Consider the following 26,464-nt stretch of genomic DNA (forward strand, 5'->3'; position numbering starts at 1 on the left):
TAGTAATTGGTGATTAGTGACTATTTTTAATAATAGGCTGATTATTAGACAAATACCAATATTTTGGTTGTAGTGATTCATAAAAGTAAAAAAGCTACTGATTTTGTATCGGTAGCTTTTTTACTTTTATGACGTTGATATTTGAAATTATCGTAAATCTAATCTTACCACATTTTCAACATGATGTGTCTGTGGGAACATATCAACAGGTTGAACAGCGCTTACTTGATACTTTTCATCTAATAATGCTAAATCTCTGGCTTGCGTAGCAGGATTACAACTTACATAGACAATTCTTTTCGGAGAAGCTTCTAAAAGTGTTCTAACTACTGGTTCGTCCATACCAGCACGTGGTGGGTCTGTAATAACGATGTCTGGTCTTCCGTGTTTATTTACAAATTCGCTGCTCAATAATTTACGCATATCACCAGCATAAAATTCTGTATTGGTAATATTATTGATTTGTGAATTTACTCTTGCATCTTCAACAGCCATTTCAACATATTCTAAACCAATTACTTTTTTGGCTTGTTGGGCTACGAAATTGGCGATTGTTCCAGTTCCAGTATAAAGGTCATATACAAAGTCATTAGCTTGAATATCAGCATATTCACGAGTGATTTTGTATAATTCATACGCTTGTTTTGAATTTGTTTGGAAGAAAGATTTTGGACCTACTCTGAATTTTAAATCTTCCATTTCTTCAACAATATAAGGTAAACCTTTGAAATTGACGATTTCTAAATCAAAGAAAGTATCGTTTCCTTTTGTGTTGATTACATAATTTAGAGAAGTAATTTCTGGAAATTTTTCAGCCAAAAAGTTCATCACTAAATCAATATCTTCAGGTTGGCAATAGGCAAATTGTACCACAACCATTAAATCACCCGAACTAGCTGTTCTGATAATTAGATTTCTTAAAGCTCCTTTTTCTTGACGAACTTGCTCATAATAATCTAAATTATGGGCTGCTGTAAAATCTCTCAAAGCCAAACGAATAGCATTTGATGGGTCTGGCTGTAAATAGCAATGGTCAATATCCAAGATTTTATCATAGCGTTTAGGAATATGAAAACCTAAAGCGTTTCTTGAGAAAGATTCTCCAGAATCAATTTGTGCTTGAGTCAACCAACGATTTTGTGAGAAAGTATATTCTAATTTATTACGATAATAAAATGTTTCAGAAGATTGGAAAATTGGTTTTATTTCAGGCAATTCTACTTTAGCAATTCTTTCTAAAGCATCAACAACTTGCTTATGTTTAAACGTTAATTGTGTTTGATAATCAATGTGTTGCCATTTGCAACCCCCACAAGTGCCAAAATGTGAGCATATTGTTTGAGTACGATATTGTGAGTTTGGGCGAATGTTAAAAGCTGTCGCCTCCATGAAGCTTGACTTTGATTTGGTAACTCTTAAATCAGCATAATCACCAGGAGCAACGGGTCCATCTATAAAAACTACTTTGTCTTCAATTCGACTTATACACTTTGCTTCGGCAGCAAAGTTTTCAATTAATACATTTTCAAAAATGATATTTTCTTTCTTTTTCTTTTTCATACTTTGCAAAAATACGAAGGATTAAAATTATTATTGATAATCAACGAGGAGTTTTCAGAAACTTAGTTGAATTTTGTAGTAAATAAGGATACGTTGAAAGCTCATTGTTGGTATCCTAATCATTTTAAAAAATCATTGACAGAGCAACAAAATTTAATTATGAAAGGTAAAGTTGTCATTATTACGGGTGCATCATCAGGAATTGGAAAAGCTTTGGCTTTTGCCTTTGGTCGTGAAGGTGCCAAAATTGTTATTACTGGTAGAAAACAAGATGCACTTTTAGAAACAAGCAAAGAACTGAATGCTGTTGGTATCGAAAATTTGCCAATCGTTTCTGATGTAAGTATTGAAAAAGATAACCAAGATGTTGTTGAAAAAACAGTAGCAACTTTCGGTAAAATAGATATTCTTATCAATAATGCTGGCGTTTCGATGAGAGCTATGTTTGATGATTGTGATACTGAAGTAATCAGAAAAGTAATGGATATTAACTTTTTTGGTACTGTTTATATCACGAAATACGCTTTGCCTTATATTAAAGCTACTAAAGGCTCAATTGTAGGGATTTCTTCGATTGCTGGTTACAGAGGTTTACCAGTTAGAGTTGGCTATTCTGCATCTAAATTTGCCTTGAATGGCTTTTTAGAAGGACTCCGTACAGAGCTTCTTCATTCAGGAGTGCATGTGTTAACCGCTTGTCCGGGTTTCACAGCTTCAAATATTAGAGTCGCTTCATTAGGTGCTGATGGTAATTCAAAAGGAGAATCGATGCGTGATGAAGGAAATATGATGAGTTCAGAAGAAGTAGCTGAACGTATTCTTCGAGCTGTGAAGGCTAGAAAAAGAGATTTAGTACTTACGCTTCAAGGAAAATTTACTGTTTTTATCAATAAATGGTTACCTGCTTTAGCTGACACGTTGGTTTTTAATGCTTTGGCAAAAGAAAAAGATTCCCCTTTGAAAAAATAAAATTAAAAAGGCTAGTTCATATTCACAGAACTAGCCTTTTTAATTATTCAACTAACCAAATATCACTTTCTTTCAAATAAAGAAATTTATCGTCCCAATAAACTCTTTTCCAAATATCATTTCCTCCGATTAGATTCAAACGATGCCCTCTGTCAATCATCAACACTACTGGGGCTACAGCAGAAGGCTCTGCTCGAAGTAAAACACCATCTCGGTTGATAATACCTTGGTGATACTTATCAGGAAGATTCAACAGAATCCCTATTCCAATAATATAAATCAATAAAAAAATCTTTTGACCAATAGGAGTGAAGCTATTTTTATATCTTTTCGTAAAAAGTACAAAGAATATATAAATACTCAAGAGCAACATAATACCAATTAAAAAGCCAGAATATTGCTTATAGAAAAGAATTAGAAAATTAAAATCATTCAATTCATAGCCTTTCAATTCATGAAGCTGAGCAATTTCATTCAGTTTTGAAAGAATTTTTTCGTTTGGGTCTTGTTGATAAGCTTTATTGAGGTAGTAAAGAGTCTTCAAAAAATCTCCTTTTTTTTCTTTCAGAAAAGCTAATTTTAAAAACAGTGCAGTAGAAGGTTTTTCTATGTTTGGCAAAAGTTGCTCGTAAATAAGTTCTGCTTGAGTAAAATTGTCAGATTTATACAAAGAATCTGCCTTTTTAAGCGTTGCTACATTGCTCTGAGAATAAGCTAGTTGTAGTAAAGTTAAAGAAAAACAGAAAAAAAATATGATTTTTTTTAGATAGTATGCTTGCATTGTATTCTTAATAATCGTAGTTTTGCACCGCAATTAAGGGAAACAATATGACAAAAACAAAAGATGTTTAGTCGCTTTCTCAAAAAAGCAAATGATTCCGTAGCTCAGTTGGTAGAGCAATACACTTTTAATGTATGGGTCCTGGGTTCGAGTCCCAGCGGGATCACAAAAGAAAAAGCCATCGTTTTAGCTGAAGCGATGGCTTTTTTTACCGAAAAAAAAATAATTACCGATTCCGTAGCTCAGTTGGTAGAGCAATACACTTTTAATGTATGGGTCCTGGGTTCGAGTCCCAGCGGGATCACGAAGATTACCGTCGGTAATTTTCCTTTCGTGCTAGATGGCACATTTTATATATATAAAATCGGTTTGCCGATTTACGATTCCGTAGCTCAGTTGGTAGAGCAATACACTTTTAATGTATGGGTCCTGGGTTCGAGTCCCAGCGGGATCACAAGATTTTTTCTTATAATTTTTTTCTATGTGCTGAAAAGCATTTTTATTGAACAAATCGGTTTGCCGATTCCGTAGCTCAGTTGGTAGAGCAATACACTTTTAATGTATGGGTCCTGGGTTCGAGTCCCAGCGGGATCACAAAAAAGCCTTCAAAATTTAATTTTGAAGGCTTTTTTATTGAATGTATCTTTTGATTTTATTCACTAATTTTCATTAGTAACCGTAAGTGTTACTTCGATATTTCCTCTTGTAGCATTTGAATAAGGACAAACTTGATGTGCTTGTTTTACAAGTTGTTCGGCTTGTGCTTGCTCAACGCCCGGAACATTGACAAATAATTCTACAGCTAATCCGAATCCACCATTTTCAATTTTTCCGATACTTACTGCTGCTTTTACTGATGTTTCGCCTGTTGTAACTTTCCCCATTTTAATCACCAATTTCAAAGCGCTATCGAAACAAGCTGAATATCCTGCCGCAAATAATTGTTCTGGATTGGTGTAATTGTCATTTGCACCGCCCAATGCTTTTGGCATACGAACTTCTAAATCTAAAATACCGTCTGAACTTTTTACTTTACCATTTCTTCCGCCAGTAGCAGTAGCTACGGCTGTATATATTTTTTCCATTTTTGTTTTTTTGTTGATTAATTTTAAATATTCTTTGATTCTTTTACTGCTAATATTCTATTGATTTGCGTTTTTAGCATGAAGTATTGCTCTTCGTCAGTTTCTAATTCTTTAATTAAAGCTTCTGGAATACTTGTGGCTTCTTGTTTTAACAAACGCCCTTTTTCAGTTATTTTAATATCAACCAATCTTTCATCATGTTCAGAACGGCTTTTGGTTACAAGTCCGCTCTCAATCATTCGTTTAAGTAATGGGGTTAGTGTACCACTATCAAGCCATAATTTGTGTCCTAATTCTTTTACCGTTACTTCTTCATATTCCCACAGTACCAACATCACTAAATATTGTGGATAGGTTAATCCGATTTTTTCAAGATGAGGTCGATACAATGAAGTAATATGCCTTGATAAGGCATAAACGGGAAAACATAATTGGTTTTCTAGTTTTAAGTTATCCATCTTCTTATTATTTATTGCTCAAAATTAAATTGTACACAATTAAATTGCAAGCAAAGTGACAAGTATTTTTGATTCAATCAAAAATATTATTTTATAGGAATAAAATTGCTTTAATTATCTTTGCATCCTTTTTTCAAAATACGTCAACAATGAACACAATTTTTCCGACCCAATATTCTACTGTTTCTACCAAAGCGCTAGAACGATTTTTGAATGAACAATACAGTTTTAAAGAAATGTCGTGTCGTTTGCTAATTCGAAATGTAAGTGATACTTACTTGTTAGAAGGTGAATCGGAGAAACACATCTTTAAAATTTATAGAAATACGCATAGGAGTCTGCCTGAAATTCAAGCTGAAGTTGAATTATTACATCATTTAAAACAGCAAGGAGCGAAAGTAGCTTTTCCTATTTTTGATAAACAGGGAAATGATATTCAATCATTTAATGTGGCAGAAGGCATTAGATATGGAGTTTTGTTTACTTATGCTTTAGGAAAACCAGTTTATGATTTAAATGAACCCCAATTGCTGACTGTAGGGCGTGAAATGGCGATAAATCATAACATTAGCTCAAATGTAACATTAAGTCATTTAAGAGAGACGCTAGATATCAATACTACATTACTGACGCCTTTAGACGTAATTAAGCCAGCTTTTAAAGATTTGCCAGAAGAATACGAGTATTTAAGAGCAACAAGCTTTAAAGTAATCGAAAAACTAAATGAGTTTGATACTACGAAATTTAGTTATGGCTATTGTCATTATGATTATTTACCCAAAAATTTCCATTTTGATGAAAACGCCAATATTACTTTTTTTGATTTCGATTTTGCTTCAAAAGGCTTCTTAGTCAATGATGTCATGACTTTTTTTGTACATTTTTTCTTTCACGTACATTTTAAAGCCATTACTCAAGAACAAGCCGATAAAGATTTTGATACTTTTTTGAAGGGTTACCGAGAGAACAGAGAATTGTCGGATGAAGAAATTGCTACAATTCCTTACTTAGGATTTATGTTTTGGATGTATTACTTCAAATTTCAATTTGAGCATTTTGAAGATTGGTCGAACTACTTTTTTACACCAAGATTTATCAAGGAAAGAGTAACACTCATTAGGAAATGGACAGATTTGTATTGCAAGTTTTAAAATTATCTTGGAAAAAAGGTTTTTACTGCTCCTTTTTCCAAGATATAATTCCTACAAAATTTCTCTAATCGCTTGTTTAGCTTTCACTAAAGTAATCATTCCTGTATGGCGCCACTTTTGTTTGCCTTTTTTGAAAGCAATCAAAGTTGGTACAGCGGTGATATTATATTTTTTTCTCAAAGCTGGATTTTTATCAATGTCAATTTTTATAATTGAGATTTCTTCATCCAATTCATCCACCAATTGACTTAAAATCGGTGTTATTTTCTTGCAAGGCACACACCATTCTGCTGAAAAGTCAATTATTACTGGAGTTGATGAAGCAATTAATTCTTCGAAAGTACCTGTCATTTTATTTTAATATTTGATGATTCTGAATTAATAAACAGCTTTTTAAATAGCTATAGTTCATTATGTCAATAAATTTAATGAGTTGCTACAAAATTATTGGATACTCATATTTTATTCATTGAACTAGTTCAAGAAAATAGGAATCATTTTTTGTTTAGAAATAAATTTAAAAATAAATCAAGCAATATTTTGTTTTTAATATACCGATTGGTATATTTGTGTCATCAATTAAAAAATAAAGAAAAAGCAAAGCTGATTTGTTTATTTTTTATCGAATGAAATACCGAAAAGTATATAGCCATGACTTTTATTCCAAGATCAGAAAAAACTCGTCAGTTTATTATTGAAACCACAGCAAGCCTTTTTAATAAGAAAGGTTATGCTGGTACTTCAATGTCGGATTTAACAGAAGCGACAAAACTTACCAAAGGAAGTATTTATGGAAATTTTGAAAATAAAGAAGATGTAGCTTTAGCAGCTTTTGAATATAATCTTGCTCAAAGAAATCAATTGATTACTAAAAAAATGAATGAAGCAAAAAGCTATTATGATAAATTAATGGTTTTGCCTATGATTTATGCTAGTTCAGAAATGTCAATATTTCTTGAAGAAGGCGGTTGCCCTTTATTAAATACAGGTATTGAGGCCGACGATGCTAATGAATTGTTTAGAATACAAGTAACAGAAGGAGTAACAAACTGGAAACAGTCTTTAGAAAATATTATTAAAGGAGGAATTGAAGCCCAAGAATTTAAGGCTGAAACTGAAATAAGTAAAACAGCTACATCAATCATCGCTTTAATACAAGGTGGAGTTTTCTTGTCAAAGACGACTAAAAATCCATTATTGTTGAATCAATCTTTAGAAACTGTAAAAGAAATTATTCAAAAAATAACCTTGTAAAAAGGTATTTTTTTTGAATATAAATATACCGATTGGTATATGATAAATAAAAAAGAATAATTAAAAATCAAAAAACAATGAAAACGCAAAACAACACAATTTTGATTACTGGTGGTAGTGCTGGTATTGGCTTTGAAATGGCTAAATTATTTTCTCAAAATGGAAATAAAGTAATTATAACAGGTAGAAATGCAGATCGTTTAGCAAAAGCCGCTGCTCAATTAGAAAATGTAACATCTATCGTTTCTGATGTGACAAATGCTGAAGATACTGCACAATTGGTTGATGTACTGAAAAAAGATTTTCCTAGTTTGAACATCGTTATAAATAATGCTGGCTTCGCTCATGTATATAATTTGATTGATATTGAAGTAGAAGCTTTTCAAAAAGCACAAGAAGAAATCGTTACCAACTATTTATCCATTGTCAGATTAAATGAAAAGTTATTGCCACTCTTAAAACAAAATGAGAGTTCAGCCATTGTCAATGTATCTTCAATTGTATCTTTTGCACCAGCTTTGTCTATCCCAACTTATTCTAGTTCTAAAGCAGCTTTGCATTCGTATAGCCAAATTTTACGTTTTGCATTGGCCAAATCAACTAATGTAAAAGTATTTGAATTGATGCCTCCTTTGGTTGATACAGATTTTTCAAGTGAAATTGGTGGAAATAATGGTATCAAACCTAATGTAGTTGCAGAAAGATTATTTGAAGGCTTAGCAAACGATGAGTTTGAAATTCATGTGGGCTTTACAGAAGACTTTTACAAACTCTATCTTTCTTCTCCAGAAAAAGCCTTAGAAGCATTGAATTCATAAAAAGCTTGAAACTGGTTGTATTGGATGAAATGCAACCAGTTTTTATGACATAATTCTTTTACGATGCTCAATTCCCCAACTTATCATTTCGGCGATTAATGCATTCAATGTTTTTCCGTACTCTGTGATTTCATATTCAACAGTTATGGGCTTGGTATCGCAAACAGTTCTGGTAACGAGCTGATTACTTTCAAGCGTTTGGAGTTCTTTTGAAAGCATTTTTGAACCTATTCCTTCAACATTTCTTAATAAATCCATAAAGCGTTTTTTGCCGTCAAAACTCAATGTAGCAATAATTTGGATTTTCCATTTTCCGCTAAGTAACTCCATCACATCTCTTGCTGCTAAGATGCCCTGAGTATGATCTCCCTCGCAATTTCTTTCAATGATTTCTTGTGCTTTGTCTTTATCCATTTTCTTATTTTAAGTTGATGTAAAATTACTGTCTTTGATTTCTCCGAAAGCTATTAGTTTACTCAAAGAAACTACTTTCCTTCAGTAAACTGATAGCAATTTGAGGGAAATTTTAGCAGAATTTTGTCGAAACAAATTTTAAATCAATGAAAAAAGAAAAAATAATTTATTGGATAAGTACTGGTCTAGTAGCAGCAGGAATGTTGATGAGCAGTTTTATGTATTTAAGTAAGAATCCAGAATTGTTGGAGAATTTTAAACAATTAGGCTTTCCAGCCTTTTTTATTCCGATGTTAGGGATTGCCAAATTATTAGGTGCTATTAGTTTAGTGAATCCGTGGATTGAAAAACTGAAAGAATGGGCTTATGCAGGTTTTACATTTACTTTTATTGGAGCTATATGGACACATATTGCAACGAATACGCCATTTATTCCTGCACTTGTGTTGTTAGTAATTTTGGCGATTTCTTACTTTTTTAATGGTAAAATTGAAAAAGCATAATTGTAACCTAATCTTATCAGCAATAAAAAATCCCAAGTTGTTAGCTTGGGATTTTTATTTAATCATAAATAACTAACAATTTACACTAGTTTTTCGCACCTTGAACTGCACTAGCTTTTTGCTGTTGCATTGGGTTTGGCTGCGACTGGCGACTTTGTTTGAATACTTGAAAACGAGTAGGTTCTTCTGGTTCTCTTGGAAAAACATTGCTTTTTGTATCAATATCAGCAATTTCGAAGAATGGATCTAAAACCCACTTAGTTACTTTTTTGTCTGTAGGAATTACTTTTTTAATTTCCTTATCATTCAAACGCCAAATTTCAGCAGGGTATCTGAATACTTCGCTTGTGCCATCTTCATAATTTGCTTTTACAATGACTGGCATTGGTAAACCACCTACATTTTTCACGTTCAATACATAGAAGTTTTTATTTCCTTGCACCAAAGCTTTTTCTTCTTCATTGAGTCCTGCAATGGTTTGTTCGAATTTCTTCTTATCAGCTTCGCTTGTCGCAAATTTGTCATAAGTGTTATAGAAGTCTCTCATATCAGGATTTTCTTCTACTACCGTCTTAGGAATATCTGTTTTGTTACGAATATTACTCATCGTTTGGCGTTTAGCTTGATCTTCAGCTTTTGCTTTTTCGTTTTTCTTTTCTGGAGAAACGTTGTCAATACCAAACCACTCTACATTTTCTAAAGATAAATCCACAGGTTCAACACCATAGAACCAACCTTTCCAGAACCAATCTAAATCAACACCTGAAGCATCTTCCATGGTACGGAAGAAATCTTGTGGAGTTGGATGCTTGAATGCCCAACGGCGTGCATATTCTTTGAAGGCTGCATCAAACAATTCTCTTCCCATTACTGTCTCACGCAAGATATTTAAAGCTGTTGCAGGCTTTGTATATGCGTTTGGTCCGAATGCCATGATATTATCCGAGCTCGACATAATCGCTACTTGTTGGCTTTTGTCAGTTTTCATGTAAGGAACAATGTCTTGAGGTTCACCCGAAGCATCAAAATTTCTGTCCCATTCTTTTTCTGCCAATTGTTCACAGAAAGTATTTAAGCCTTCATCCATCCATGACCATTGTCTTTCATCTGAATTGACAATCATTGGAAAGAAGTTATGACCTACTTCATGAATTACTACACCAATTAAGAAATCTTTTGTTCCTTGTGAATAAGTACCATCAGCTTCTGGTCTTGCGCCGTTGAATGAAATCATCGGATACTCCATTCCACCAACTGGACCATGAACTGATTGTGCTACTGGATAAGGATAAGCAATTGTTCTTTTTGAATATGAACGAAGTGTATGCGCTACTAACATCGTAGAGTACTGTCCCCAAAGTGGATTAGCTTCTTTTGGATAAGCTGACATCGCCCATACTTTCTTGCCTTCAATATTTACTTGCATGGCATCCCAAATAAATTTTCTTGAACCTGCAAAAGCAAAATCTCTTACATTTTGTGCTGCAAATACCCACGTTTTTTTACCTGTTGGTTTAGCTTTTTCAGCAGCAGTTGCTTCGTCTTGTGTTACGATTAATACTGGACGAGTAGCACTTTTTGCTTGTTCTAATCTTTTAGCTTGTGTTGCGCTGATTACTTGTGTTGCATTTTGTAATTCTCCTGTTCCTAGAATCACAAAATCATTTGGAGCAGTAATGCTTACTTTATAATCTCCGAAAGGAACAGTGAATTCTCCTTGTCCAAGGAATTGTTTGTGTTGCCAGCCATTTACATCATCATACACACACATTCTTGGAAACCACTGAGCCAATTCATATAAATAGTTACCATCTTTTGGAAAGTACTCATAGCCACTTCTTGCACGTGTAGCAATCGCATCTGTAATGTTAAAATTCCAATCAATAGAGAAAGTGAACGAAGCACCAGATTTTAATGCAGCTGGTAAATCAATTCTCATCATGGTTTCATTGATGGTATATTTTAAAGCATTACCAGCTTTGTCTTTTACGGCTGTTATGTTATAACCGTATTCCTTAGGGGTTACTCCTGAAACATTCCCTAATCTTGCAAAAGAAGTACCTCTGTCTGTTAAACTTGATGTTTGAGAAAGTTGGGCGATACCTCCTTTCTTAAAATTGTTTTGGTCTAACTGTACCCATAAGTAGCCTAATTCATCGGGCGAGAAATTTTTGTAGGTAATTACTTCCGAAGCGGTCATTGATTGATTTTGGTCGTTCAATTCTGCTTTAATTTCGTAATCGGCACGGTTTTGCCAATAACTTTTTCCGGGTGCACCTGATGCTGCTCTGTAGGCATTTGGCGTTGGTAGAATGTTTCCGAGTTGCTCGAAACGATTATTACCATTGAACTGACCTGCTTGTTGTGCTATTGCTTGAATACTACAAGCAAGGAGCATCAAACAGGGAGATAGGAATCTTCTTGTCATGATTGATAGTTTGAGTTAATGAATAAAACTAACGAATTTAATGAAAAAAAGGCTTTATTCTTCACTTTTGGGATAATTGGTAGCATTTTCCAGCCTTGTGTCAACCTTGAATTGGGTTTTTACAATCAAGAAAATTCTTTATTCACTTGCATAATGAATTACCTTCTTTCGTTATTTGTCGTAATTTCGTTATTCAACAATAAAAAAAATCAAACGATGGAAAACTATTATAATCCTGAAGACCTTAAAAAATTTGGTAAGATAGGTGAGTTTCAAAAAGAATTAGCAGATAAGTTTTTTGATTATTATGGCGCTGTTTTCGCTGAAGGTGCTTTAACTGCTCGTGAGAAATCTCTGATTGCTTTAGCGGTTGCTCATGCTGTTCAATGTCCCTATTGTATTGATGCTTATACAACAGATACTTTAGAGAAAGGTTGTTCGGAAGCGGAAATGATGGAAGCTGTTCACGTTTCTGCTGCCATTCGTGGGGGAGCAAGTTTAGTACATGGTGTACAAATGATGAATAAAGCGAAAGAATTATCAATGTAATAAATTATGAAGTCATTAAAAGCAAGTGGTCATCAGTTTGCTGAATCTTCTACTCAAATTCAAACACTTCATCAAGAGGTAGTTGATGTGTTACAATTACCTACTTTTCAAGAAAAATTAGTAAAAGCTTCTCTTTTTCCTTTGAAAACCAAGAACATTGATACTTTACAGATTAATGTTGGGAAGATGTGTAATCAAGTTTGTAAACATTGTCATGTAGATGCTGGGCCTGACCGTAAGGAAATCATGACTCAGGAAACGATGCAAGAATGTTTGGAAGCTTTAAAGCGTTCTAAAATTGAAATAGTCGATTTAACGGGTGGCGCTCCTGAAATGAACCCTCATTTTCGTTGGTTTGTAGAGGAAATTGCTAAACTCGGAAAGCATATTATCGTTCGTTGTAACCTTACTATTATTGTTGCAAATCCTAAATACAACGATTTACCTGATTTTTTTAAGCAACACCAAGTGGAGGTAATTAGCTCTTTGCCTTTTTATAACGCTGATAAAACCGACCGCCAGCGTGGACAAGGAGTTTTTGTTGATTCTATTAAAGCTTTGAAGTTACTGAATGCTGTTGGCTATGGAATTGAGGAGGGTTTAAAGCTTAATTTGGTTTATAATCCCAATGGTGCTTTTATGCCCGCTCCGCAAGAGAGTTTACAGAAACAATATAAACGTGCTTTGCTAAATGAATTCGGAATTGTATTTAACGATTTATACGCCATTACGAATGTTCCAGTGAGTAGATATTTAGATTACCTGATTACTTCTAAGAATTATGATGGTTACATGGAAAAACTAATTAATGCCTTTAATCCTGTAGCGGCTGAAGGCGTAATGTGTCGCTCTATGATTTCTGTGGGTTGGGATGGCGCTCTTTATGATTGTGATTTCAATCAAATGCTTGATTTATTGGTGAATACTCCTGTTAAACACATTCGTGATTTTGATATTGAGAAATTATCGCAACGTAATATCGTCGTCGGAGAACATTGTTACGCTTGTACGGCAGGAGCTGGCTCTAGTTGCGGAGGAAATACCATTCAATAAGCTACAGAATTTCTTTTTGGAGTAGTAGTATCTCTTTCTTGAGTAGCAATATTTCTTTTCTGAGTAGTGATATTTCTTTTCTGAGTAGTGATATTTCTTTTCTAAGTAGCGATATTTCTTTTCCGAGTAGTGATATTTCTTTTCTGAGTAATGATATTTCTTTTCTGAGTAGTGATATTTCTTTTCCGAGTAGTGGTATTTCTTTCTTGAGTAGTGATATTTCTTTTTGGAGTAGCTATATCTCTTTTCAGAGTAGCAATATTTCTTTTCTGAGTAGCGATATTTCTTTCTTGAGTAGTAATATTTCTTTAACCAACAAGAGTGTTTAAATTAAACCTATAAGGATTTTGATGATTACCAGTTGATGGAATCTTTTAAAAGAAATCCTTATAGGTTTTAGTATCAACTAATTAACTTCTTAATGCAAAATTCTAAAAGTCATTTCTCTTAAAGCTTCACCGTCGCTCAAAGAGCCACTTTCAACGCCTTTTGATTTTAAATCTAATTTCTTAATCTCATTAATAATCTGAATAACCTTTGAAAGGCTGTAATTTCTAACAGCTAATGAATAATCTTTCGTGAAAAATGGATTTACGCCCAACACTTGTGCTAAATTCTTTTCTGTTTTATCGGCAGTAACATGCGTTAGCAATACTTTAGAAAAAAAGTTGAAGAGCATCATCACAATAGGAGCAAGCGGATTATCCTTCGGGTTCGAAGCAAAGAAATTGACAATTTGGTTGGCTTTCAATACATCACGATTAATCAAGGCTTTCTGGAATTCAAAATAATTATATTCTTTACTGATACCTACAAATTTCTCGACTACATGGGCATTGATTTCCTCATCTACTCGTAGATTCAACACAATTTTATTGATTTCCGAAGCCAAACGTTTCAAATCGTTTCCTACGTTTTCAATCAACATCTCAATGGCTTTTCTACTGATTTTCAAGCCTTGTTCATGACAATACTCCAATATCCAATCTGGAATTTTATTATCATAAAGCTTTTTAGAAGGCATCAAAACCCCCGATTTATCAAAAGCTTTCACCCATGCTTTGCGTTCATCCACTGAATCTTTAAACATTAAAACCAAAATCGTGGAGGAAAGCGGGTTTTTAGCATAGTTTTCAAGGGCCGTTTGCATGTCTTTTTGCTCTAATCCTTGAATTCCCTGTGCTTCTTTCACCAAAATAAGCTGTCTGTCCGACATCATCGGAAAGCTTTTGGCATAAGATAACAAAGAAGGAACGCTCAAATCTTTTCCAAATAAAATATATTGGTTAAAGCTTTTATCGCCCGTACCTAAAGCATGTTCTTCTAAATAATCCGCAACTTTTTCAATATAATAAGGTTCATCGCCGTGTAATAAATACAGCGGAGCATAGTGTTTTTTCTTTAAATCTTTTAAAACTTCAATACTAGATTTTGGCATTTTGTTGTTTTGCTAAAATGTCTTGGCAATAGGAAATGAGTTCTGGAAAGAACACCGTAAATTCTTCCAAATATAAATCATAATCTCTTTTTAAATCTTCAGTGGCATTTTCTATGCCCGATTCAAAGCGTAATCTTTGCGAGATTCCTTTCAAAGACCACTCAATCCCTTCATAAGTGGCATAACCTTTGAACCAATCATGGGTTACCATCGAATGGATAAGTCTTTCTATATTAACGGGCATCTCATTTTTTCGTTCTTGAATCAAACGATAGAATGCTTGACTGTAAATGGGCAAAGAAATAGGAGAGTAGAGATGGAAATTTTTCGCAAGAAGATGATCGTAAAATACATCCACAATAATTCCTGCACATTTATGATATTGAGGTTGAAGTCGCTGAATACTTTTTCGGACTACAGGGTGCATATCTGTGAAAGAATCTATGGCTCTATGTAAAATAATACCATTTTTAATGCCTTCATTTATCAAAGAATTTTGCTCATTATCAAGATTTCCTTTGATAAAATCACCCATCAAATTCCCGATTTTTATGTCATCATCATCGCCAGAAAGGAAAGTATGTGCTAGAAAATTCAACTTTTATGGTTTTTTTATTGTTCTGAGACCATAAAGTTAAGGAAAAACCCTTACGTTTGTGGCAAATACGGTTTCCTCAACGATAACACTATCAAAAAACTTAGTACAATGCAAATTTCAAATGAAAAGGTTGTTACCTTAACATACGAGCTAACAGTAACAGATGCTGAAGGCGTAAAAGATTTAATTGAAACCGTAGAACAAGAAGACCCAATGGTTTTTATTCAAGGTTTAAGTGGTTTACCAGAAGCTTTTGAAGAAAAAATTCAAGGACTTTCAGCGGGAGATACTTTTGAATTTTCAATTCCAGCGGAAGAAGGTTACGGCGAATACGACCCATCGGCTGTGGTTGAATTACCAAAAGAAATTTTTAAAGTTGATGGCGAATATGTAGAAGAGATGTTAGAAGTTGGAAACTTTTTACCAATGACTGATGACGCTGGAAATCGTTTAAACGGAAAAATTATTGCTGTAGAAGATACGCTAGTGAGAATGGATTTTAATCACCCATTGGTTGATAAAGAAATGTTTTTCAAAGGAACTATCGTTGCGGTTAGAGAAGCTACACAATCTGAACTAGACCACGGTCACGTTCATGGCGACGGCGGAGTACATCATTAATAGTTTATGAGTTTAAAGTTTATGAGTTTTTTTCTCATAAACTTATAAACTCATAAACTCATAAACTAAAAAAGAATGCAGAAACCTGCTTTTGATGATATTTTTATGGATTTGGCTGTTAATCTAGCCAAACGTTCACACTGTGTAAAAGCGCAAGTAGGAGCAGTATTGACAAAAGATACCAGAATTATTTCGATTGGCTATAACGGACCTCCAGCGGGTACACACAATTGTGATGTAGAATTTCCAACTGAAGGCTGTGAGAGAGACTCAAAAGGAAGTTGTTCTTTAGCATTACACGCTGAACAAAATGCTATCCTTTATGCAGTGAAAAATGGTTCAAGTATTGAAGGTTCTACTATTTATGTAACACTTTCGCCATGTATTGCTTGTGCAAGAGTAATTTTTACGATGAAAGTTGCCAAAGTTGTTTACCTAAACTCTTATGCTGAATACAAAGGAATTCCTAAAGACGAAGGAGTGGAGTTTCTAAAGAAATTTGGCGTAGAGGTGGTTAGGTATAAGAAGGAAGAGGAAAGAAGCTAGATACAAGAAGCAAGATTCAAGAAACAAGTTCATTTATAATCAAAATGTCTTTAACAATAAAAGCCTCCGAAAGAGGCTTTTATTGTTAATTGTTAAATCTATAAAGTCTAAAATCTTGTATCTTGAATCTTGCTTCTTTTGTCTTAATTCTTGAATCTAAAAATAAAAACTATCCAAGATAAGTTTTCAAAGCCTTACTTCTTGAAGTATGTCTCAAACGACGAATCGCTTTTTCTTTGATTTGACGAACACGTTCACGAGTCAAATTGAATTTTTCTCCAATTTCTTCTAATGTCATAGCATGTTCTCCATTCAATCCGAAATATAAAGTAACTACATCTGCTTCACGTTGCGTTAAAGTAGATAAAGCTCTTTGTACTTCACGACGAAGCGAGTCATTAATTAATCCTGAATCTGGTTTATCTTCACCGTCATTTTCCAAAACGTCCAATAATGAATTTTCTTCACCTTGTACGAATGGTGCATCCATCGAAACGTGACGACCCGAAATTTTTAAAGTATCAACAACTTCACCTGTTGAGATTTCTAATACTTCAGCTAATTCTTCAGGAGTAGGCTCACGCTCGAACTTCTGCTCTAATTCAGAAAAAGTTTTAGAAATTTTATTTAATGAACCTACACGGTTTAAAGGTAAACGTACAATACGAGATTGCTCAGCTAAAGCTTGCAAAATAGATTGACGAATCCACCAAACAGCATAAGAGATAAATTTAAAACCACGAGTTTCATCAAAACGTTGAGCTGCCTTAATTAAACCTAAGTTACCTTCGTTAATTAAGTCGCCTAAGCTAAGCCCTTGATTTTGATATTGTTTTGCTACGGATACCACAAAACGAAGGTTTGCCTTCGTTAGTCTTTCTAATGAAAGTTGATCCCCGTCACGAATTTTCTGAGCTAAAATAACCTCCTCCTCTGGTGTCAATAAATCCACCTTACCAATCTCTTGTAAATATTTATCAAGTGATTGACTCTCTCTGTTAGTAATTTGCTTACTAATTTTTAGCTGTCTCATATTATACTTGTTATATTTTTAAAATGGTTAACAAATCCAAATGGTAAAAACCAAACAATTATATAAAGACAAAATCTTCAAAATATAATCGTTTGGTAAAATATATTTTTAATGCGTTATCAAGAGAACGTAATAAAATTCGGATTTGTTCTAATTTTTTTCTGGTTTTGGTAAAAGAGCTTTGCGTGATAAACGGAACTTTCCAGTTTTCTTATCCACTTCAATCAATTTTACTTTTACTTGTTCTCCAATTTGTAATACACCTTCTACTGTTTCTAAACGTTCCCATTTAATTTCAGAGATGTGTAATAAACCATCTTTGCCCGGTAAGAACTCAACAAATGCTCCAAATGGCATAATTGATTTTACAATACCATCGTAAACTTCTCCTTCTTCTGGAATCATTACAATTCCTTTAACCATTGCAACAGCTTTATCCATTGACTCTTTGTTTGAAGAGAAAATAGAAACATAACCACCGTCTGGTTTTTCTTCAATTGTAACAGTTGCTCCAGATTGTTTTTGAATATCTTGAACGATTTTACCACCTGGACCGATTACTGAACCAATTTGGTCTTTCAAGATTTTAATAACCATTGCTCTTGGAGTATGTGGTTTCAATTCAGCTCTCGTTGTTTCGATAGCTTCTTTCATTTTACCCAAAATGTGTAAACGACCACGTTTTGCTTGATCCAAAGCTTCTGCCAATACTTCATAAGAAAGTCCGTCAACTTTAATATCCATTTGACAAGCAGTGATACCATTTTCAGTACCAGTTACTTTGAAGTCCATATCTCCTAAATGATCTTCATCACCTAAAATATCAGAAAGAACAGCATATTTACCAGTTTTAGGGTCAGAAATTAAACCCATAGCAATACCAGAAACAGGCGCTTTGATTTTCACACCAGCATCCATCAATGCTAAAGTACCAGCACAAACAGTAGCCATTGACGAAGAACCATTTGATTCTAAAATATCAGAAACTACACGAATTGTATAAGGATTGTCAACATCAGCAGGTAATACTTTTTTGATAGCACGCATCGCTAAGTTACCATGACCAATTTCACGGCGACCCGGTCCTCTGTTTGGTCTAACTTCACCTGTAGAGAAACCTGGGAAATTGTAGTGTAACATAAAACGGTTATAACCAGACGTCATCGCTTGATCAACGATTTGTTCATCTAATTTCGTTCCTAATGTTACAGTTGTAAGTGATTGAGTTTCACCACGAGTAAATACTGCTGAACCGTGTGGAGAAGGTAAATAATCAACTTCGCAAGTAATTTGACGAATTTCGTCTAATTTACGACCATCTAAACGATAACGTTCGTTCAATACTAATTGACGAGCCGCTTCTTTTTCGATGTCATGGAAATACCATTTTGCTAAAGTTTTATTAACAGTAGAATCTTCTGGTAATGAAGTGAAATATTCATCTTCAATGGCTTTGAATGATTCTTTTCTGCCGTTTTTACTTGGGTTAGCTAATTTTACAGCTTCATAGAATTTAGTAAAATAAGTATCCCAAAGGAATTTCTTCAATTCTTCATCATGTGTTTCGTGATTGTAAACACGCTTTTCTGTTTTACCAGTTTCAGCAGTTAATTCAATCAAAGCTGCACATTGAATTCTAATGGCGTCATGCGCAATTTTCAAAGCCGCAAGCATATCAGTTTCAGAAATTTCATTTCCTTCACCTTCTACCATCAAAATATCGTTTACGTTTGCTGCAACTAATAATTCTAATTCAGCATTGGCAATTTGTGATGAAAGAGGATTAACAACAAATTCCCCGTTAATTTTCGCTACACGTACTTCTGAAATGGGACCATTGAATGGAATATCTGATACTGCTAAACAAGCTGCTGCTGCTAAACCTGCAAAAGCATCAGGAGTGATTTCTGAATCAGCAGAAATCATCGTAATCATTACTTGTGTATCAGCGTGATAATCTGAAGGGAAAGTAGGGCGTAAAGCTCTATCTACTAAACGGCTCACTAAAATTTCATAATCAGAAAGTCTAGATTCACGGCGTAAAAAACCTCCTGGAATTTTTCCAGCTGAGGCAAATTTTTCTTGGTAATCAACTGATAATGGTAAAAAATCAGTTCCTTCTTTGGCTGTTGGGCTTGATACCACAGTTGCCAAAAGCATCATGTTTCCGCTTCTCACGACCACAGACCCATCTGCCTGTTTTGCGAGTTTACCTGTTTCGATAGTAATTTCTTTACCATCTGGCATTATTATTTTCTTCGTAATTACGTTAAAAGACATATATTTTGATTAATTACCTTGTTGGATTAACTGTTTAACGTATCTGACAAGGTTTTTGTTGGATGTTGATTCGCAAATTCTCTGTTCGTCAATGTTCAATTTATCGTTAAATTGTCTAGAGAAACTACTTTACTGACGAACCACAAAAATTGACGAGTACCCAAAGAGAGGAAATGTAAGCAGGGAATCTTTTTCAAGACTCCCTGCTTTGAAAGAAAATTACTTTCTAATGCCTAATTCAGCAATGATAGCACGGTAACGAGTAATGTCTGTTTTGATTAAGTAATCTAACAAACTTCTACGCTTACCAACCAACTTCAAAAGACCCATACGAGTAGAGTGATCCTTTTTGTTTTTCTTTAAGTGTTCTGTCAAATGAGAGATTCTGAAAGTAAACAAAGCGATTTGCGACTCTGCAGAACCAGTATCAATTTTTGACTTCTCATGTCCACGAGATTCGAAAATCCCCTGTTTTACTTCTGAAGTTAAATACATCTTCAACCAGTTTTAAATTGTTATATAATATGAAAACGTGCAAAATTAACGTTTTTTTTGTCTATTAGCAAATCTAATCCTTAATTATTAAAGAATCTCTTTGAAAACTTTAGTTTTTTAAAGCTTTCTTTGGCTTGATTGAAGTAAACGATGTAAGCATCGCTTTCAAAAAGACGAGAATCGTTTTTGGCTTTATTTAGAAAGTATAAACCAATAAAGAACAATACTGTATTGGAAAGCCAAGCACCGATTTGAACGATTACTCTACTTTCCTTTGCAGCTTTGTCACCTTGCTGTGTCATTACATACATTAAAATAAAGAACACAATGGCAATAACCACTGGCAAACCAAAACCTCCTTTTTTGATAATACCTCCCAATGGTGCTCCAATAAGAAACATTACAAAAACCGCAATAGCATTAGTAAATTTATGATGCCATTCAAGATTGGTCTTTCTAAAATCTTCGTCTTTTGACTTTAAGGCTGAAACATTACTTTCTGCAAAACTTAAAACATTATTGGTTTGAGAAATAGCAAAATCAAGTACTTGAAAAGGGTTAGCGGTTCTATTATCTCTTTTTTTGATGAGTGAGTCCACACTACTCATCTTCATTTTTTTTAGTTTTTTTTGTTCTTCCGTTAATGGAAGAGGCAATCTATTCATTTCAAAAAGATAATATGAACGAGAATTATCATAGAAATTTTCTTTAATTCTATTAAAATCTCTTTTGAGTGAATCAGCATCTTTAGCTAATTCATCATAACTTCTCATCATTTGATAATGCTTAAATTGCTCTTCTTCTGTTTTGTGCATATCAAAGGCTGCTAAACTCATCACTACTTTACTCTTCGTAAAGGCATGAGTTACCATATCTGTCTGGTTGGTATTACTTGTTTTGTCTGCATCTTCTACATAGTCGTTGCCATTGAAAAGCTCAAAAATCAAATATTGTTTATCCATGATGGTGTACATCAATGCAGAATCAGCTAAAGTTAGATGTTTGTTTCCATCATTTTTTGTGTGGTCGAAAATGACAATGTTTTTTAAGGTTTTATTGTCAGCATATTTTTTTGATACTTTAATACTGTATCCTGGTAAGTCATTATAAAAAATTCCTTCTTTAATATTTAATGTAGTTTTTGTGGTTTTGATATCATAAAGTAGTCTATAACCTTTTAAGTTTGCCCAAGGCAAAGCAACATTATTGAACCAAAATGCAAAAACACTAATAAATACTGTAATGACAAACATGGGTTGCATAGCACGGGTAATGGAAATTCCAGCACTTTTAATAGCAGTTAGTTCAAAAAACTCTCCCAATTTTCCATAAGTCATTAGTGTAGAAAGTAGCATCGCCAAAGGTAAAGCGATGGGAATTGTGATTAGACTAAAATAGAAAAAAAGCTCAAAATATACTTCAATGCCCAAATCTTTTCCGAAAAGGTCGGCGAAATACACTAAAATAAGTCTCATCAAAAAAATAAAAATGACTACAGCTAATGTTAAAACAAAAGGTTGCCAGAAGGCTTTGATGATAAGTTTATCAAGTTTCTTAATCATATAGTATAATTAAAACGCTCGTATTTCATCAAATGAAACACGAGCGTTGTGTGCGTCTGTTCAAAGAAACGCAAAATTAAATATTTTTGAGTTGATACGCTTGTTAAATAAGCTTAATTGCCAACAATTTCTTTGAGTTTATAGATTAAATCTTCCCATAACTCACTCAATTCATTGTCGTCTGTGTTATCAGAGTAGTCAACAATTTTCAAATAGGTTGAACCCGTCAAATCACTTACTTCCATCTTGAATTCGATATAGTTATGGTCACGATCTTCAGGACTACTTGGTAAAAAATCAAATTTTGCTGATTTATTTAACCTCAATTGTGAAAGTTTTGCAATGTGGCTATCACCATCCCAAGAAAAATCAAACGTCGAACTGTCTTTCAATGTGACTTTCTCTGCAAACCACTGTTGTAAGCCAGATGCCGAGCTGATGTAAGGAAAAAGTACCTTAGGAGAGGCTCTCAATTCAAATTCTACAATAAATTTATGTTTGCTCATAATCCTAACATTTAAAGGTATTTAAATCACTAAATTACTCGTCTCCATAGTTTGAGGAGATAGGGGCCGAGTAATTGACTACCGAAACTCTGTTTTGGCAAAGGTATAAATGTTAGAGAAATACGCAAGCTTTTTTTTTAATTTCAAAAAATTTACTTTTTTTTTGATAAAAAAAGCATCTGCTTTCCTTCTTGATTCTCAATTATTTATAATGAATATTGATTGTAAAACGGTTAAAAGAAAAAAATATTTTCAATAAAAAATGAAAGTATTTGTCAAATCACTTTGCATTTGAACACAAAAGTGCTAATTTTGCACCACAATACGACAGCGGGATAGCTCAGATGGTTAGAGCGTAGGATTCATAACCCTAAGGTCGGCAGTTCGATCCTGCTTCCCGCTACTTATTAAAAGCGTAATTAATTGAACTTCAATTGGTTACGCTTTTTCTTTTTTAATCTGTTTTTAGTGTTTACTAATCTGTAAATATCTATGCTTTTACAACCCATAGTTAATCTTGTAGAAATTCTTTCGAGAAAAGATGTTAATCATGCCATCATTTCTCCCGGTTCAAGAAATGCTCCGTTGACGATTGCTTTGGTTCGTCATCCAGATATTAAAACGCTATCAATTTCTGACGAACGTTCGGCTGCTTTCATTGCCATGGGAATGGCGCAAAACCTTAAAAAACCTGTTGCAATTTGTTGTACTTCTGGCTCGGCAGCTTATAATTATGCACCAGCCGTTGCGGAAGCTTTTTTTCAGGAAATTCCTCTGATTATTCTTACTGCAGATAGACCTAAAGAGTGGATTCATCAACATGATGGACAAACGATTTATCAAACAGATATTTTTGGAAAACATGTAAAGCAAAGCTTTGAAATAGGAGCAGATTATAGTCATCCTGATGCTATTTGGCATATTGAGCGTACAATAAATCATGCTGTTAATTTGGCAAATACTTTTCCAAAAGGACCAGTTCATATTAATATTCCATTAAGAGAGCCTTTTTATCCTGCTGAAAATGAGCAGATTAATTTTGATAATGACGTTAGAGTTATTGAAAGATTAGATACAGAAAATATACTTTCAAAAGAAGTGTGGGTATCTCTTTTACAAAGTATTGAACAATATGATAGAGTGTTAATTGCTGGTGGACAAAGCGAATATAATCCAGCTTTAACTGCCGTTTTACAGAAATTACAAGATGAATTTAACTTCCCAATCCTTGGTGATGCTATTGCTAATTTGAAATTTGATGTAATCTCAAATCATGATATTTTTCTGAATCAAGAGACAGATAATCTAAGACCAGAACTCTTAATTACTTTTGGAAAATCCTTTATTTCAAAGAGCTTTAAAACTTTTTTGCGTAAAAATAAAGCCATTGTACATTGGCATTTAAGTCTTGATAATCACTTGATTGATACTTTTCAATCTTTGACGAAAGTAATTCCTGTTCAGCCTCTGTACTTTTTTGAGAAACTACTTGAAGATGTTGATTTCGAACAATTTAGAAATGGGGATGACGAAGAAAGAGATGGGAGTTATTTAAATGAATGGAAAAAAAATGATTTTAAAGCTAAGAGTTATCTTGAACATTTCTTTTTAGCAGATTTTCATCAAAAGCAACTCAATGAATTTTATGCGATTAAGAAATTATTAGATGCCTTGCCAGCTAATAGTCAATTACACTTAGCGAATTCTATGTCGGTTCGTTATGCAAATTATATCGGTACTGCTTCTGAAAAACAAATAGAAACCTTTGCCAACAGAGGGACAAGTGGAATTGATGGTTGTGTAAGCACTGCTTTGGGTGCTGCTTTGAGTACGGATAAATTAATTTATTTGTTAATCGGTGACTTAGCTTTCTTTTATGACAGAAATGCTCTTTGGAATCGTTATATTCCTAATAATCTGCGTATTATTTTAATCAACAATCACGGAGGTGGAATTTTTAGAATGATTGATGGTCCAAGTAAACAAGCTGAATTAGCAGATTATTTTGAAACGGTTCAATCTTATAACGCTGAAAAAACTGCTTTAGAAGCTGATGTAGCATATTTTAATGCTAAAACAGTGGATGAGTTTCATGCTTTATCAACAGCCTTCCTTGAACCTGATGGAAAAGCGAAAATTTTTGAAATTGAAACTGATAGCGTTTATAATACTGAAATATTCAAACAATTTAAGGCTGGCTTTTCAGCCTAGTTGATAACAAAAAAGACTTTACGACGAGCGTAAAGTCTTTTTTGTTATTTAATTTCTATACTGTTATCAAGCTTTTTGGCTTCTGTAAATTTGGCTTGAGCTTCCGCTTCTTTTCCGATTTTTCTAAAATAATAGCCTAAATTCCTCAGTGTATAAGCGTTTTGTGGGTTAATTCTCAAGGAGCGTTCCAAGGTTTCTTTCGCTTGTTCTAGTTTGCCAATCTGTAATAAAATGTATCCATAATTATTCAAATAAATGGCATCTGTTGGTTTTATAGCGATGGCTTGCTCTGAAAATACTTTTGCTTCTTGAAATTTTTGCTCTTCTGAAAGTATAAAAGCAAGATTGTTCAAAGCAAAATCTTGTTTTGGATTAATGGCGATTGCCTTCTGAAAATCTTTCTTCGCTAAATCATACTGCTTATTTTCAAAGTAAATAAAACCATGATTTGAATAAGCTTCAGCATTTTTTGGATTGATTCTCAATGCTTTCTCATAATCTGCCGTAGCACCTGATGAATTATTCAACTGTACTTTTACATTTCCCAAGCTCACAAAGTAAAAAGAAGAATCTTTAAAAAGAACGGCTATTTTCTCTAAATCCACCAAACTGTTTTGGAAATCACCTTTCTGGAAAAATATTTCTGAACGATTGTAATAAGCTTCCCAGTACTTTTTATCAAGCTCAATGGCTTTATCTAAATCTACCAAAGCTTCATCAAGTTTATCTAACTTCTGATAAGCCAAAGCTCTGTTATTGAAGGCATCTGCAAAATCTGGATTTTGAATAATGGCTTCATCGAACCAATGAATGGCTTCTTGGTACTCTTTATCTTTTAATTTATAATTACCTCTTTGAAAGAATTTGATGGCTTCTTCTTTTTTATCAGCTCCGCAAGAGAAAAGAATCAGGCAAGAGAGTATGAATAGGATTGATTTATTTTTCACTAATATTAATGTGTTTGTTTGTATGAGACTATGTTTAATCTTTGAATAAAATTTTTACATTCAATTTCGGCTTCAAAATTACTACAAATTGTTGAGAACGACTCATGCTAATTATTTTCAATAGTTTTTTGAAAAATTAGGAAGACTGACGTTGAAACTATGACTTTAACGCTTTTGTTTCTAATTTTGTGGGGGCAGTTCACTGCCTTTATTTAAACTTTAAAAAATATTACAATGATTAAAGCTGAAATGCTAACCGACAAAGGTTTGATGGTGATAGAATTTTACGAGCAAGATGCTCCAATTCATGTTAAAAACTTTGTTGATTTATCAAAAAGTGGATTTTACGATGGCGTAACATTTCATAGAGTTTTACCTGATTTCGTGATTCAAGGTGGAGACCCAACTGGTACTGGTGGCGGTGGTCCTGGCTATACTATTCCTTGTGAATTAACTGGAAACAATCAATACCATGACCGTGGCGTTTTATCGATGGCTCACCGTGGAAGAAATACTGGTGGTTCTCAGTTCTTTATCTGCCATAGCCGTAGAAATACTGCTCACTTAGACCGTAACCATACTTGTTTTGGTAAAGTTGTTGAAGGTTTAGAGGTAATCGATGCGATTCGTGAAGGTGATGTAATTCAAAAAATTACTATTATCGAAGACGTAGTAGCTTAATTCACACAATTTAAATTTATCTGATATGTACTTTATTGGCGAGTTGAAAGGTTCTAGTCCTGATTTGAAAATTTCATTATATAAATGGAATTCAAAGTTTTTTGTAAAATTCGAAACCCCCGATTTGGAACAAGTCTATAAAATTTCAGAAATGGATGTTTCAGAAGACGAAATTCGAGCAATGGTGAGCGAAGAATTTATCGAAAAAATAATTACTCGTTTTAAAGAAATGTATCAAGATTTAGGTGAATTGATGGGTGATTACTGAGAATTTATCAGGAGAATAAAATAGATTCTTTATTGCTAAAAAGGCTTCTTGCGACAAACAAGAAGCCTTTTGATTTTAACGAAGAGATAAAAAGCGTCATCGGAGACATCATTTGTGATTCCAATGAGATGAAAAGGGGAGTGTTCACAGAACTGTGTCATTTGATTTATTGAGTTAGGGGGCTAGCCCCCTAACTCAATAAATCAACTTGTGAAATTCTATCATCAAATGTAATCATTAATTCTGCAAGGATGT

General features: G+C 33.7%; 28 protein-coding genes and 5 tRNA genes. 18 read left to right on the plus strand and 15 right to left on the minus strand.

The genetic code is table 11. The features are described from left to right. Positions 1-147 precede the first annotated feature (147 nt). A complete protein-coding gene (gene rlmD, locus VB798_RS13390; RefSeq protein WP_323259105.1) occupies positions 148-1,560 on the minus strand; it encodes a 23S rRNA (uracil(1939)-C(5))-methyltransferase RlmD in 1,413 nt (470 codons plus the stop codon). Positions 1,561-1,719: 159 nt separating this feature from the next. Between rlmD and VB798_RS13395 the strand changes: the two genes are divergently transcribed. Beyond that, positions 1,720-2,529 (plus strand): SDR family oxidoreductase, encoded by an 810-nt coding sequence (locus VB798_RS13395; RefSeq protein ID WP_323259107.1) that lies wholly within the window; start codon positions 1,720-1,722, stop codon positions 2,527-2,529. Between the two features lie 43 nt (positions 2,530-2,572). Here VB798_RS13395 and VB798_RS13400 read toward each other — a convergent pair whose 3' ends face one another. Beyond that, on the minus strand, positions 2,573-3,199 hold the full coding sequence (locus VB798_RS13400) for a hypothetical protein (protein WP_323259109.1): 627 nt from the start codon (positions 3,197-3,199) through the stop codon (positions 2,573-2,575). Positions 3,200-3,403: 204 nt separating this feature from the next. Here VB798_RS13400 and VB798_RS13405 point away from each other — a divergent pair. The 4 genes from VB798_RS13405 to VB798_RS13420 all read left to right on the plus strand — a co-directional run bounded on the left by VB798_RS13405 (position 3,404) and on the right by VB798_RS13420 (position 3,904). Further along, positions 3,404-3,476, plus strand: a tRNA-Lys gene (locus VB798_RS13405). 65 nt (positions 3,477-3,541) lie between these two features. Next, positions 3,542-3,614 (plus strand) — tRNA-Lys (locus tag VB798_RS13410). A gap of 77 nt (positions 3,615-3,691) precedes the next feature. Beyond that, positions 3,692-3,764 (plus strand) — tRNA-Lys (locus VB798_RS13415). A 67-nt stretch (positions 3,765-3,831) separates the two neighbouring features. Further along, positions 3,832-3,904: transfer RNA gene (locus tag VB798_RS13420), tRNA-Lys, on the plus strand. A gap of 65 nt (positions 3,905-3,969) precedes the next feature. On the opposite strand, the gene VB798_RS13425 is transcribed toward VB798_RS13420, so the two are convergent. Continuing rightward, the gene (locus VB798_RS13425) at positions 3,970-4,395 is read right to left on the minus strand and encodes an organic hydroperoxide resistance protein (RefSeq protein WP_323259111.1); all 426 of its coding nucleotides are present in this window, start codon (positions 4,393-4,395) and stop codon (positions 3,970-3,972) included. Positions 4,396-4,418: 23 nt separating this feature from the next. Further along, a complete protein-coding gene (locus VB798_RS13430; RefSeq protein ID WP_323259113.1) occupies positions 4,419-4,853 on the minus strand; it encodes a MarR family winged helix-turn-helix transcriptional regulator in 435 nt (144 codons plus the stop codon). Positions 4,854-5,002: 149 nt separating this feature from the next. Here VB798_RS13430 and VB798_RS13435 point away from each other — a divergent pair, with 149 nt between their 5' ends. Next, positions 5,003-6,004 carry a phosphotransferase enzyme family protein gene (locus VB798_RS13435; protein WP_323259115.1) on the plus strand — a complete coding sequence of 334 codons (1,002 nt, stop codon included), beginning with the start codon at positions 5,003-5,005 and terminating at the stop codon, positions 6,002-6,004. A gap of 51 nt (positions 6,005-6,055) precedes the next feature. On the opposite strand, the gene VB798_RS13440 is transcribed toward VB798_RS13435, so the two are convergent. Further along, a complete protein-coding gene (locus tag VB798_RS13440; RefSeq protein ID WP_323259117.1) occupies positions 6,056-6,355 on the minus strand; it encodes a thioredoxin family protein in 300 nt (99 codons plus the stop codon). Positions 6,356-6,655: 300 nt separating this feature from the next. Between VB798_RS13440 and VB798_RS13445 the strand changes: the two genes are divergently transcribed. Together VB798_RS13445 and VB798_RS13450 are read left to right on the plus strand one after the other, a co-directional pair. Then, positions 6,656-7,258 carry a TetR/AcrR family transcriptional regulator gene (locus tag VB798_RS13445; RefSeq protein WP_323259119.1) on the plus strand — a complete coding sequence of 201 codons (603 nt, stop codon included), beginning with the start codon at positions 6,656-6,658 and terminating at the stop codon, positions 7,256-7,258. A 77-nt stretch (positions 7,259-7,335) separates the two neighbouring features. Next, the gene (locus VB798_RS13450) at positions 7,336-8,076 is read left to right on the plus strand and encodes an SDR family oxidoreductase (protein WP_323259121.1); all 741 of its coding nucleotides are present in this window, start codon (positions 7,336-7,338) and stop codon (positions 8,074-8,076) included. Positions 8,077-8,118: 42 nt separating this feature from the next. Here the strand turns inward: VB798_RS13450 and VB798_RS13455 are convergent, their stop codons facing one another. Continuing rightward, positions 8,119-8,490 (minus strand): winged helix-turn-helix transcriptional regulator, encoded by a 372-nt coding sequence (locus VB798_RS13455; RefSeq protein WP_323259123.1) that lies wholly within the window; start codon positions 8,488-8,490, stop codon positions 8,119-8,121. Positions 8,491-8,636: 146 nt separating this feature from the next. Here VB798_RS13455 and VB798_RS13460 point away from each other — a divergent pair, with 146 nt between their 5' ends. Next, entirely contained in the window at positions 8,637-8,993 is a 357-nt protein-coding gene (locus VB798_RS13460; protein WP_323259125.1) for a DoxX family protein, read from the plus strand. Between the two features lie 85 nt (positions 8,994-9,078). On the opposite strand, the gene VB798_RS13465 is transcribed toward VB798_RS13460, so the two are convergent. Further along, positions 9,079-11,421 carry a M1 family metallopeptidase gene (locus VB798_RS13465; RefSeq protein ID WP_407654159.1) on the minus strand — a complete coding sequence of 781 codons (2,343 nt, stop codon included), beginning with the start codon at positions 11,419-11,421 and terminating at the stop codon, positions 9,079-9,081. Between the two features lie 216 nt (positions 11,422-11,637). Here VB798_RS13465 and VB798_RS13470 point away from each other — a divergent pair, with 216 nt between their 5' ends. The 3 genes from VB798_RS13470 to VB798_RS13480 are packed head-to-tail and all read left to right on the plus strand — an operon-like array spanning position 11,638 to position 13,352. Continuing rightward, positions 11,638-11,970 carry an arsenosugar biosynthesis-associated peroxidase-like protein gene (locus VB798_RS13470; protein ID WP_323259127.1) on the plus strand — a complete coding sequence of 111 codons (333 nt, stop codon included), beginning with the start codon at positions 11,638-11,640 and terminating at the stop codon, positions 11,968-11,970. Between the two features lie 6 nt (positions 11,971-11,976). Then, a complete protein-coding gene (gene arsS, locus VB798_RS13475) occupies positions 11,977-13,023 on the plus strand; it encodes an arsenosugar biosynthesis radical SAM (seleno)protein ArsS (protein ID WP_323259128.1) in 1,047 nt (348 codons plus the stop codon). 38 nt (positions 13,024-13,061) lie between these two features. After that, positions 13,062-13,352 carry a hypothetical protein gene (locus VB798_RS13480; protein WP_323259129.1) on the plus strand — a complete coding sequence of 97 codons (291 nt, stop codon included), beginning with the start codon at positions 13,062-13,064 and terminating at the stop codon, positions 13,350-13,352. Positions 13,353-13,441: 89 nt separating this feature from the next. Here the strand turns inward: VB798_RS13480 and holA are convergent, their stop codons facing one another. Together holA and VB798_RS13490 are read right to left on the minus strand one after the other, a co-directional pair. Next, entirely contained in the window at positions 13,442-14,461 is a 1,020-nt protein-coding gene (gene holA, locus VB798_RS13485) for a DNA polymerase III subunit delta (protein ID WP_323259131.1), read from the minus strand. After that, entirely contained in the window at positions 14,448-15,059 is a 612-nt protein-coding gene (locus tag VB798_RS13490; protein ID WP_323259133.1) for an acyl carrier protein phosphodiesterase, read from the minus strand. The genes holA and VB798_RS13490 overlap by 14 nt, the downstream gene beginning before the upstream one ends. A 108-nt stretch (positions 15,060-15,167) precedes the next feature. On the opposite strand from VB798_RS13490, the gene VB798_RS13495 reads away from it, so the two are divergent. Both VB798_RS13495 and VB798_RS13500 read left to right on the plus strand, forming a co-directional pair. Further along, positions 15,168-15,680 carry an FKBP-type peptidyl-prolyl cis-trans isomerase gene (locus VB798_RS13495; RefSeq protein WP_323259135.1) on the plus strand — a complete coding sequence of 171 codons (513 nt, stop codon included), beginning with the start codon at positions 15,168-15,170 and terminating at the stop codon, positions 15,678-15,680. 75 nt (positions 15,681-15,755) lie between these two features. After that, positions 15,756-16,226: a deoxycytidylate deaminase gene (locus tag VB798_RS13500; RefSeq protein ID WP_323259137.1), complete on the plus strand. Its 471-nt coding sequence runs from the start codon at positions 15,756-15,758 to the stop codon at positions 16,224-16,226. A gap of 169 nt (positions 16,227-16,395) precedes the next feature. Here the strand turns inward: VB798_RS13500 and VB798_RS13505 are convergent, their stop codons facing one another. The 5 genes from VB798_RS13505 to VB798_RS13525 form a co-directional block, all read right to left on the minus strand. Beyond that, positions 16,396-17,259 carry a sigma-70 family RNA polymerase sigma factor gene (locus VB798_RS13505; protein ID WP_109744482.1) on the minus strand — a complete coding sequence of 288 codons (864 nt, stop codon included), beginning with the start codon at positions 17,257-17,259 and terminating at the stop codon, positions 16,396-16,398. A 150-nt stretch (positions 17,260-17,409) separates the two neighbouring features. Continuing rightward, the gene (gene pnp / locus VB798_RS13510) at positions 17,410-19,539 is read right to left on the minus strand and encodes a polyribonucleotide nucleotidyltransferase (RefSeq protein WP_323259139.1); all 2,130 of its coding nucleotides are present in this window, start codon (positions 19,537-19,539) and stop codon (positions 17,410-17,412) included. Between the two features lie 219 nt (positions 19,540-19,758). Further along, the gene (gene rpsO, locus VB798_RS13515) at positions 19,759-20,034 is read right to left on the minus strand and encodes a 30S ribosomal protein S15 (protein ID WP_184135770.1); all 276 of its coding nucleotides are present in this window, start codon (positions 20,032-20,034) and stop codon (positions 19,759-19,761) included. 80 nt (positions 20,035-20,114) lie between these two features. Next, positions 20,115-21,596, minus strand: a complete 1,482-nt coding sequence (locus VB798_RS13520; RefSeq protein WP_323259141.1) for an LptF/LptG family permease — start codon at positions 21,594-21,596, stop codon at positions 20,115-20,117. A 113-nt stretch (positions 21,597-21,709) separates the two neighbouring features. Next, positions 21,710-22,102 carry an START-like domain-containing protein gene (locus tag VB798_RS13525; RefSeq protein ID WP_323259143.1) on the minus strand — a complete coding sequence of 131 codons (393 nt, stop codon included), beginning with the start codon at positions 22,100-22,102 and terminating at the stop codon, positions 21,710-21,712. A 329-nt stretch (positions 22,103-22,431) separates the two neighbouring features. Between VB798_RS13525 and VB798_RS13530 the strand changes: the two genes are divergently transcribed. Further along, positions 22,432-22,505, plus strand: a tRNA-Met gene (locus VB798_RS13530). A gap of 89 nt (positions 22,506-22,594) precedes the next feature. Continuing rightward, positions 22,595-24,313 (plus strand): 2-succinyl-5-enolpyruvyl-6-hydroxy-3-cyclohexene-1-carboxylic-acid synthase, encoded by a 1,719-nt coding sequence (menD, locus tag VB798_RS13535; protein WP_323259145.1) that lies wholly within the window; start codon positions 22,595-22,597, stop codon positions 24,311-24,313. A gap of 44 nt (positions 24,314-24,357) precedes the next feature. Here menD and VB798_RS13540 read toward each other — a convergent pair whose 3' ends face one another. Continuing rightward, complete coding sequence (locus tag VB798_RS13540; protein ID WP_323259147.1) at positions 24,358-25,260, minus strand: tetratricopeptide repeat protein; 903 nt, start codon at positions 25,258-25,260, stop codon at positions 24,358-24,360. A gap of 234 nt (positions 25,261-25,494) precedes the next feature. Here VB798_RS13540 and VB798_RS13545 point away from each other — a divergent pair, with 234 nt between their 5' ends. Further along, positions 25,495-25,941 (plus strand): peptidylprolyl isomerase, encoded by a 447-nt coding sequence (locus VB798_RS13545; protein WP_323259149.1) that lies wholly within the window; start codon positions 25,495-25,497, stop codon positions 25,939-25,941. Positions 25,942-25,966: 25 nt separating this feature from the next. Continuing rightward, entirely contained in the window at positions 25,967-26,209 is a 243-nt protein-coding gene (locus VB798_RS13550; RefSeq protein WP_323259151.1) for a hypothetical protein, read from the plus strand. Positions 26,210-26,464: the final 255 nt, after the last annotated feature.

Source organism: Arcicella lustrica (genome assembly GCF_034930985.1).
In the GTDB taxonomy this organism is placed as follows: Bacteria; Bacteroidota; Bacteroidia; order Cytophagales; family Spirosomataceae; genus Arcicella; species Arcicella lustrica.

Bases quoted from the DNA above. Each gene is read 5' to 3' on its own strand.
- VB798_RS13425 (WP_323259111.1), bottom strand. From the start codon at position 4,395: ATGGAAAAAATATATACAGCCGTAGCTACTGCTACTGGCGGAAGAAAT.
- VB798_RS13505 (WP_109744482.1), bottom strand. From the start codon at position 17,259: ATGAGACAGCTAAAAATTAGTAAGCAAATTACTAACAGAGAGAGTCAA.
- VB798_RS13545 (WP_323259149.1), top strand. From the start codon at position 25,495: ATGATTAAAGCTGAAATGCTAACCGACAAAGGTTTGATGGTGATAGAA.
- VB798_RS13520 (WP_323259141.1), bottom strand. From the start codon at position 21,596: ATGATTAAGAAACTTGATAAACTTATCATCAAAGCCTTCTGGCAACCT.
- VB798_RS13495 (WP_323259135.1), top strand. From the start codon at position 15,168: ATGCAAATTTCAAATGAAAAGGTTGTTACCTTAACATACGAGCTAACA.
- holA (WP_323259131.1), bottom strand. From the start codon at position 14,461: ATGCCAAAATCTAGTATTGAAGTTTTAAAAGATTTAAAGAAAAAACAC.
- pnp (WP_323259139.1), bottom strand. From the start codon at position 19,539: ATGTCTTTTAACGTAATTACGAAGAAAATAATAATGCCAGATGGTAAA.
- menD (WP_323259145.1), top strand. From the start codon at position 22,595: ATGCTTTTACAACCCATAGTTAATCTTGTAGAAATTCTTTCGAGAAAA.
- VB798_RS13460 (WP_323259125.1), top strand. From the start codon at position 8,637: ATGAAAAAAGAAAAAATAATTTATTGGATAAGTACTGGTCTAGTAGCA.
- VB798_RS13465 (WP_407654159.1), bottom strand. From the start codon at position 11,421: ATGACAAGAAGATTCCTATCTCCCTGTTTGATGCTCCTTGCTTGTAGT.
- VB798_RS13450 (WP_323259121.1), top strand. From the start codon at position 7,336: ATGAAAACGCAAAACAACACAATTTTGATTACTGGTGGTAGTGCTGGT.
- arsS (WP_323259128.1), top strand. From the start codon at position 11,977: ATGAAGTCATTAAAAGCAAGTGGTCATCAGTTTGCTGAATCTTCTACT.
- VB798_RS13435 (WP_323259115.1), top strand. From the start codon at position 5,003: ATGAACACAATTTTTCCGACCCAATATTCTACTGTTTCTACCAAAGCG.
- VB798_RS13500 (WP_323259137.1), top strand. From the start codon at position 15,756: ATGCAGAAACCTGCTTTTGATGATATTTTTATGGATTTGGCTGTTAAT.
- VB798_RS13395 (WP_323259107.1), top strand. From the start codon at position 1,720: ATGAAAGGTAAAGTTGTCATTATTACGGGTGCATCATCAGGAATTGGA.
- VB798_RS13470 (WP_323259127.1), top strand. From the start codon at position 11,638: ATGGAAAACTATTATAATCCTGAAGACCTTAAAAAATTTGGTAAGATA.
- VB798_RS13455 (WP_323259123.1), bottom strand. From the start codon at position 8,490: ATGGATAAAGACAAAGCACAAGAAATCATTGAAAGAAATTGCGAGGGA.
- rpsO (WP_184135770.1), bottom strand. From the start codon at position 20,034: ATGTATTTAACTTCAGAAGTAAAACAGGGGATTTTCGAATCTCGTGGA.
- VB798_RS13525 (WP_323259143.1), bottom strand. From the start codon at position 22,102: ATGAGCAAACATAAATTTATTGTAGAATTTGAATTGAGAGCCTCTCCT.
- VB798_RS13440 (WP_323259117.1), bottom strand. From the start codon at position 6,355: ATGACAGGTACTTTCGAAGAATTAATTGCTTCATCAACTCCAGTAATA.
- VB798_RS13445 (WP_323259119.1), top strand. From the start codon at position 6,656: ATGACTTTTATTCCAAGATCAGAAAAAACTCGTCAGTTTATTATTGAA.
- rlmD (WP_323259105.1), bottom strand. From the start codon at position 1,560: ATGAAAAAGAAAAAGAAAGAAAATATCATTTTTGAAAATGTATTAATT.
- VB798_RS13430 (WP_323259113.1), bottom strand. From the start codon at position 4,853: ATGGATAACTTAAAACTAGAAAACCAATTATGTTTTCCCGTTTATGCC.
- VB798_RS13550 (WP_323259151.1), top strand. From the start codon at position 25,967: ATGTACTTTATTGGCGAGTTGAAAGGTTCTAGTCCTGATTTGAAAATT.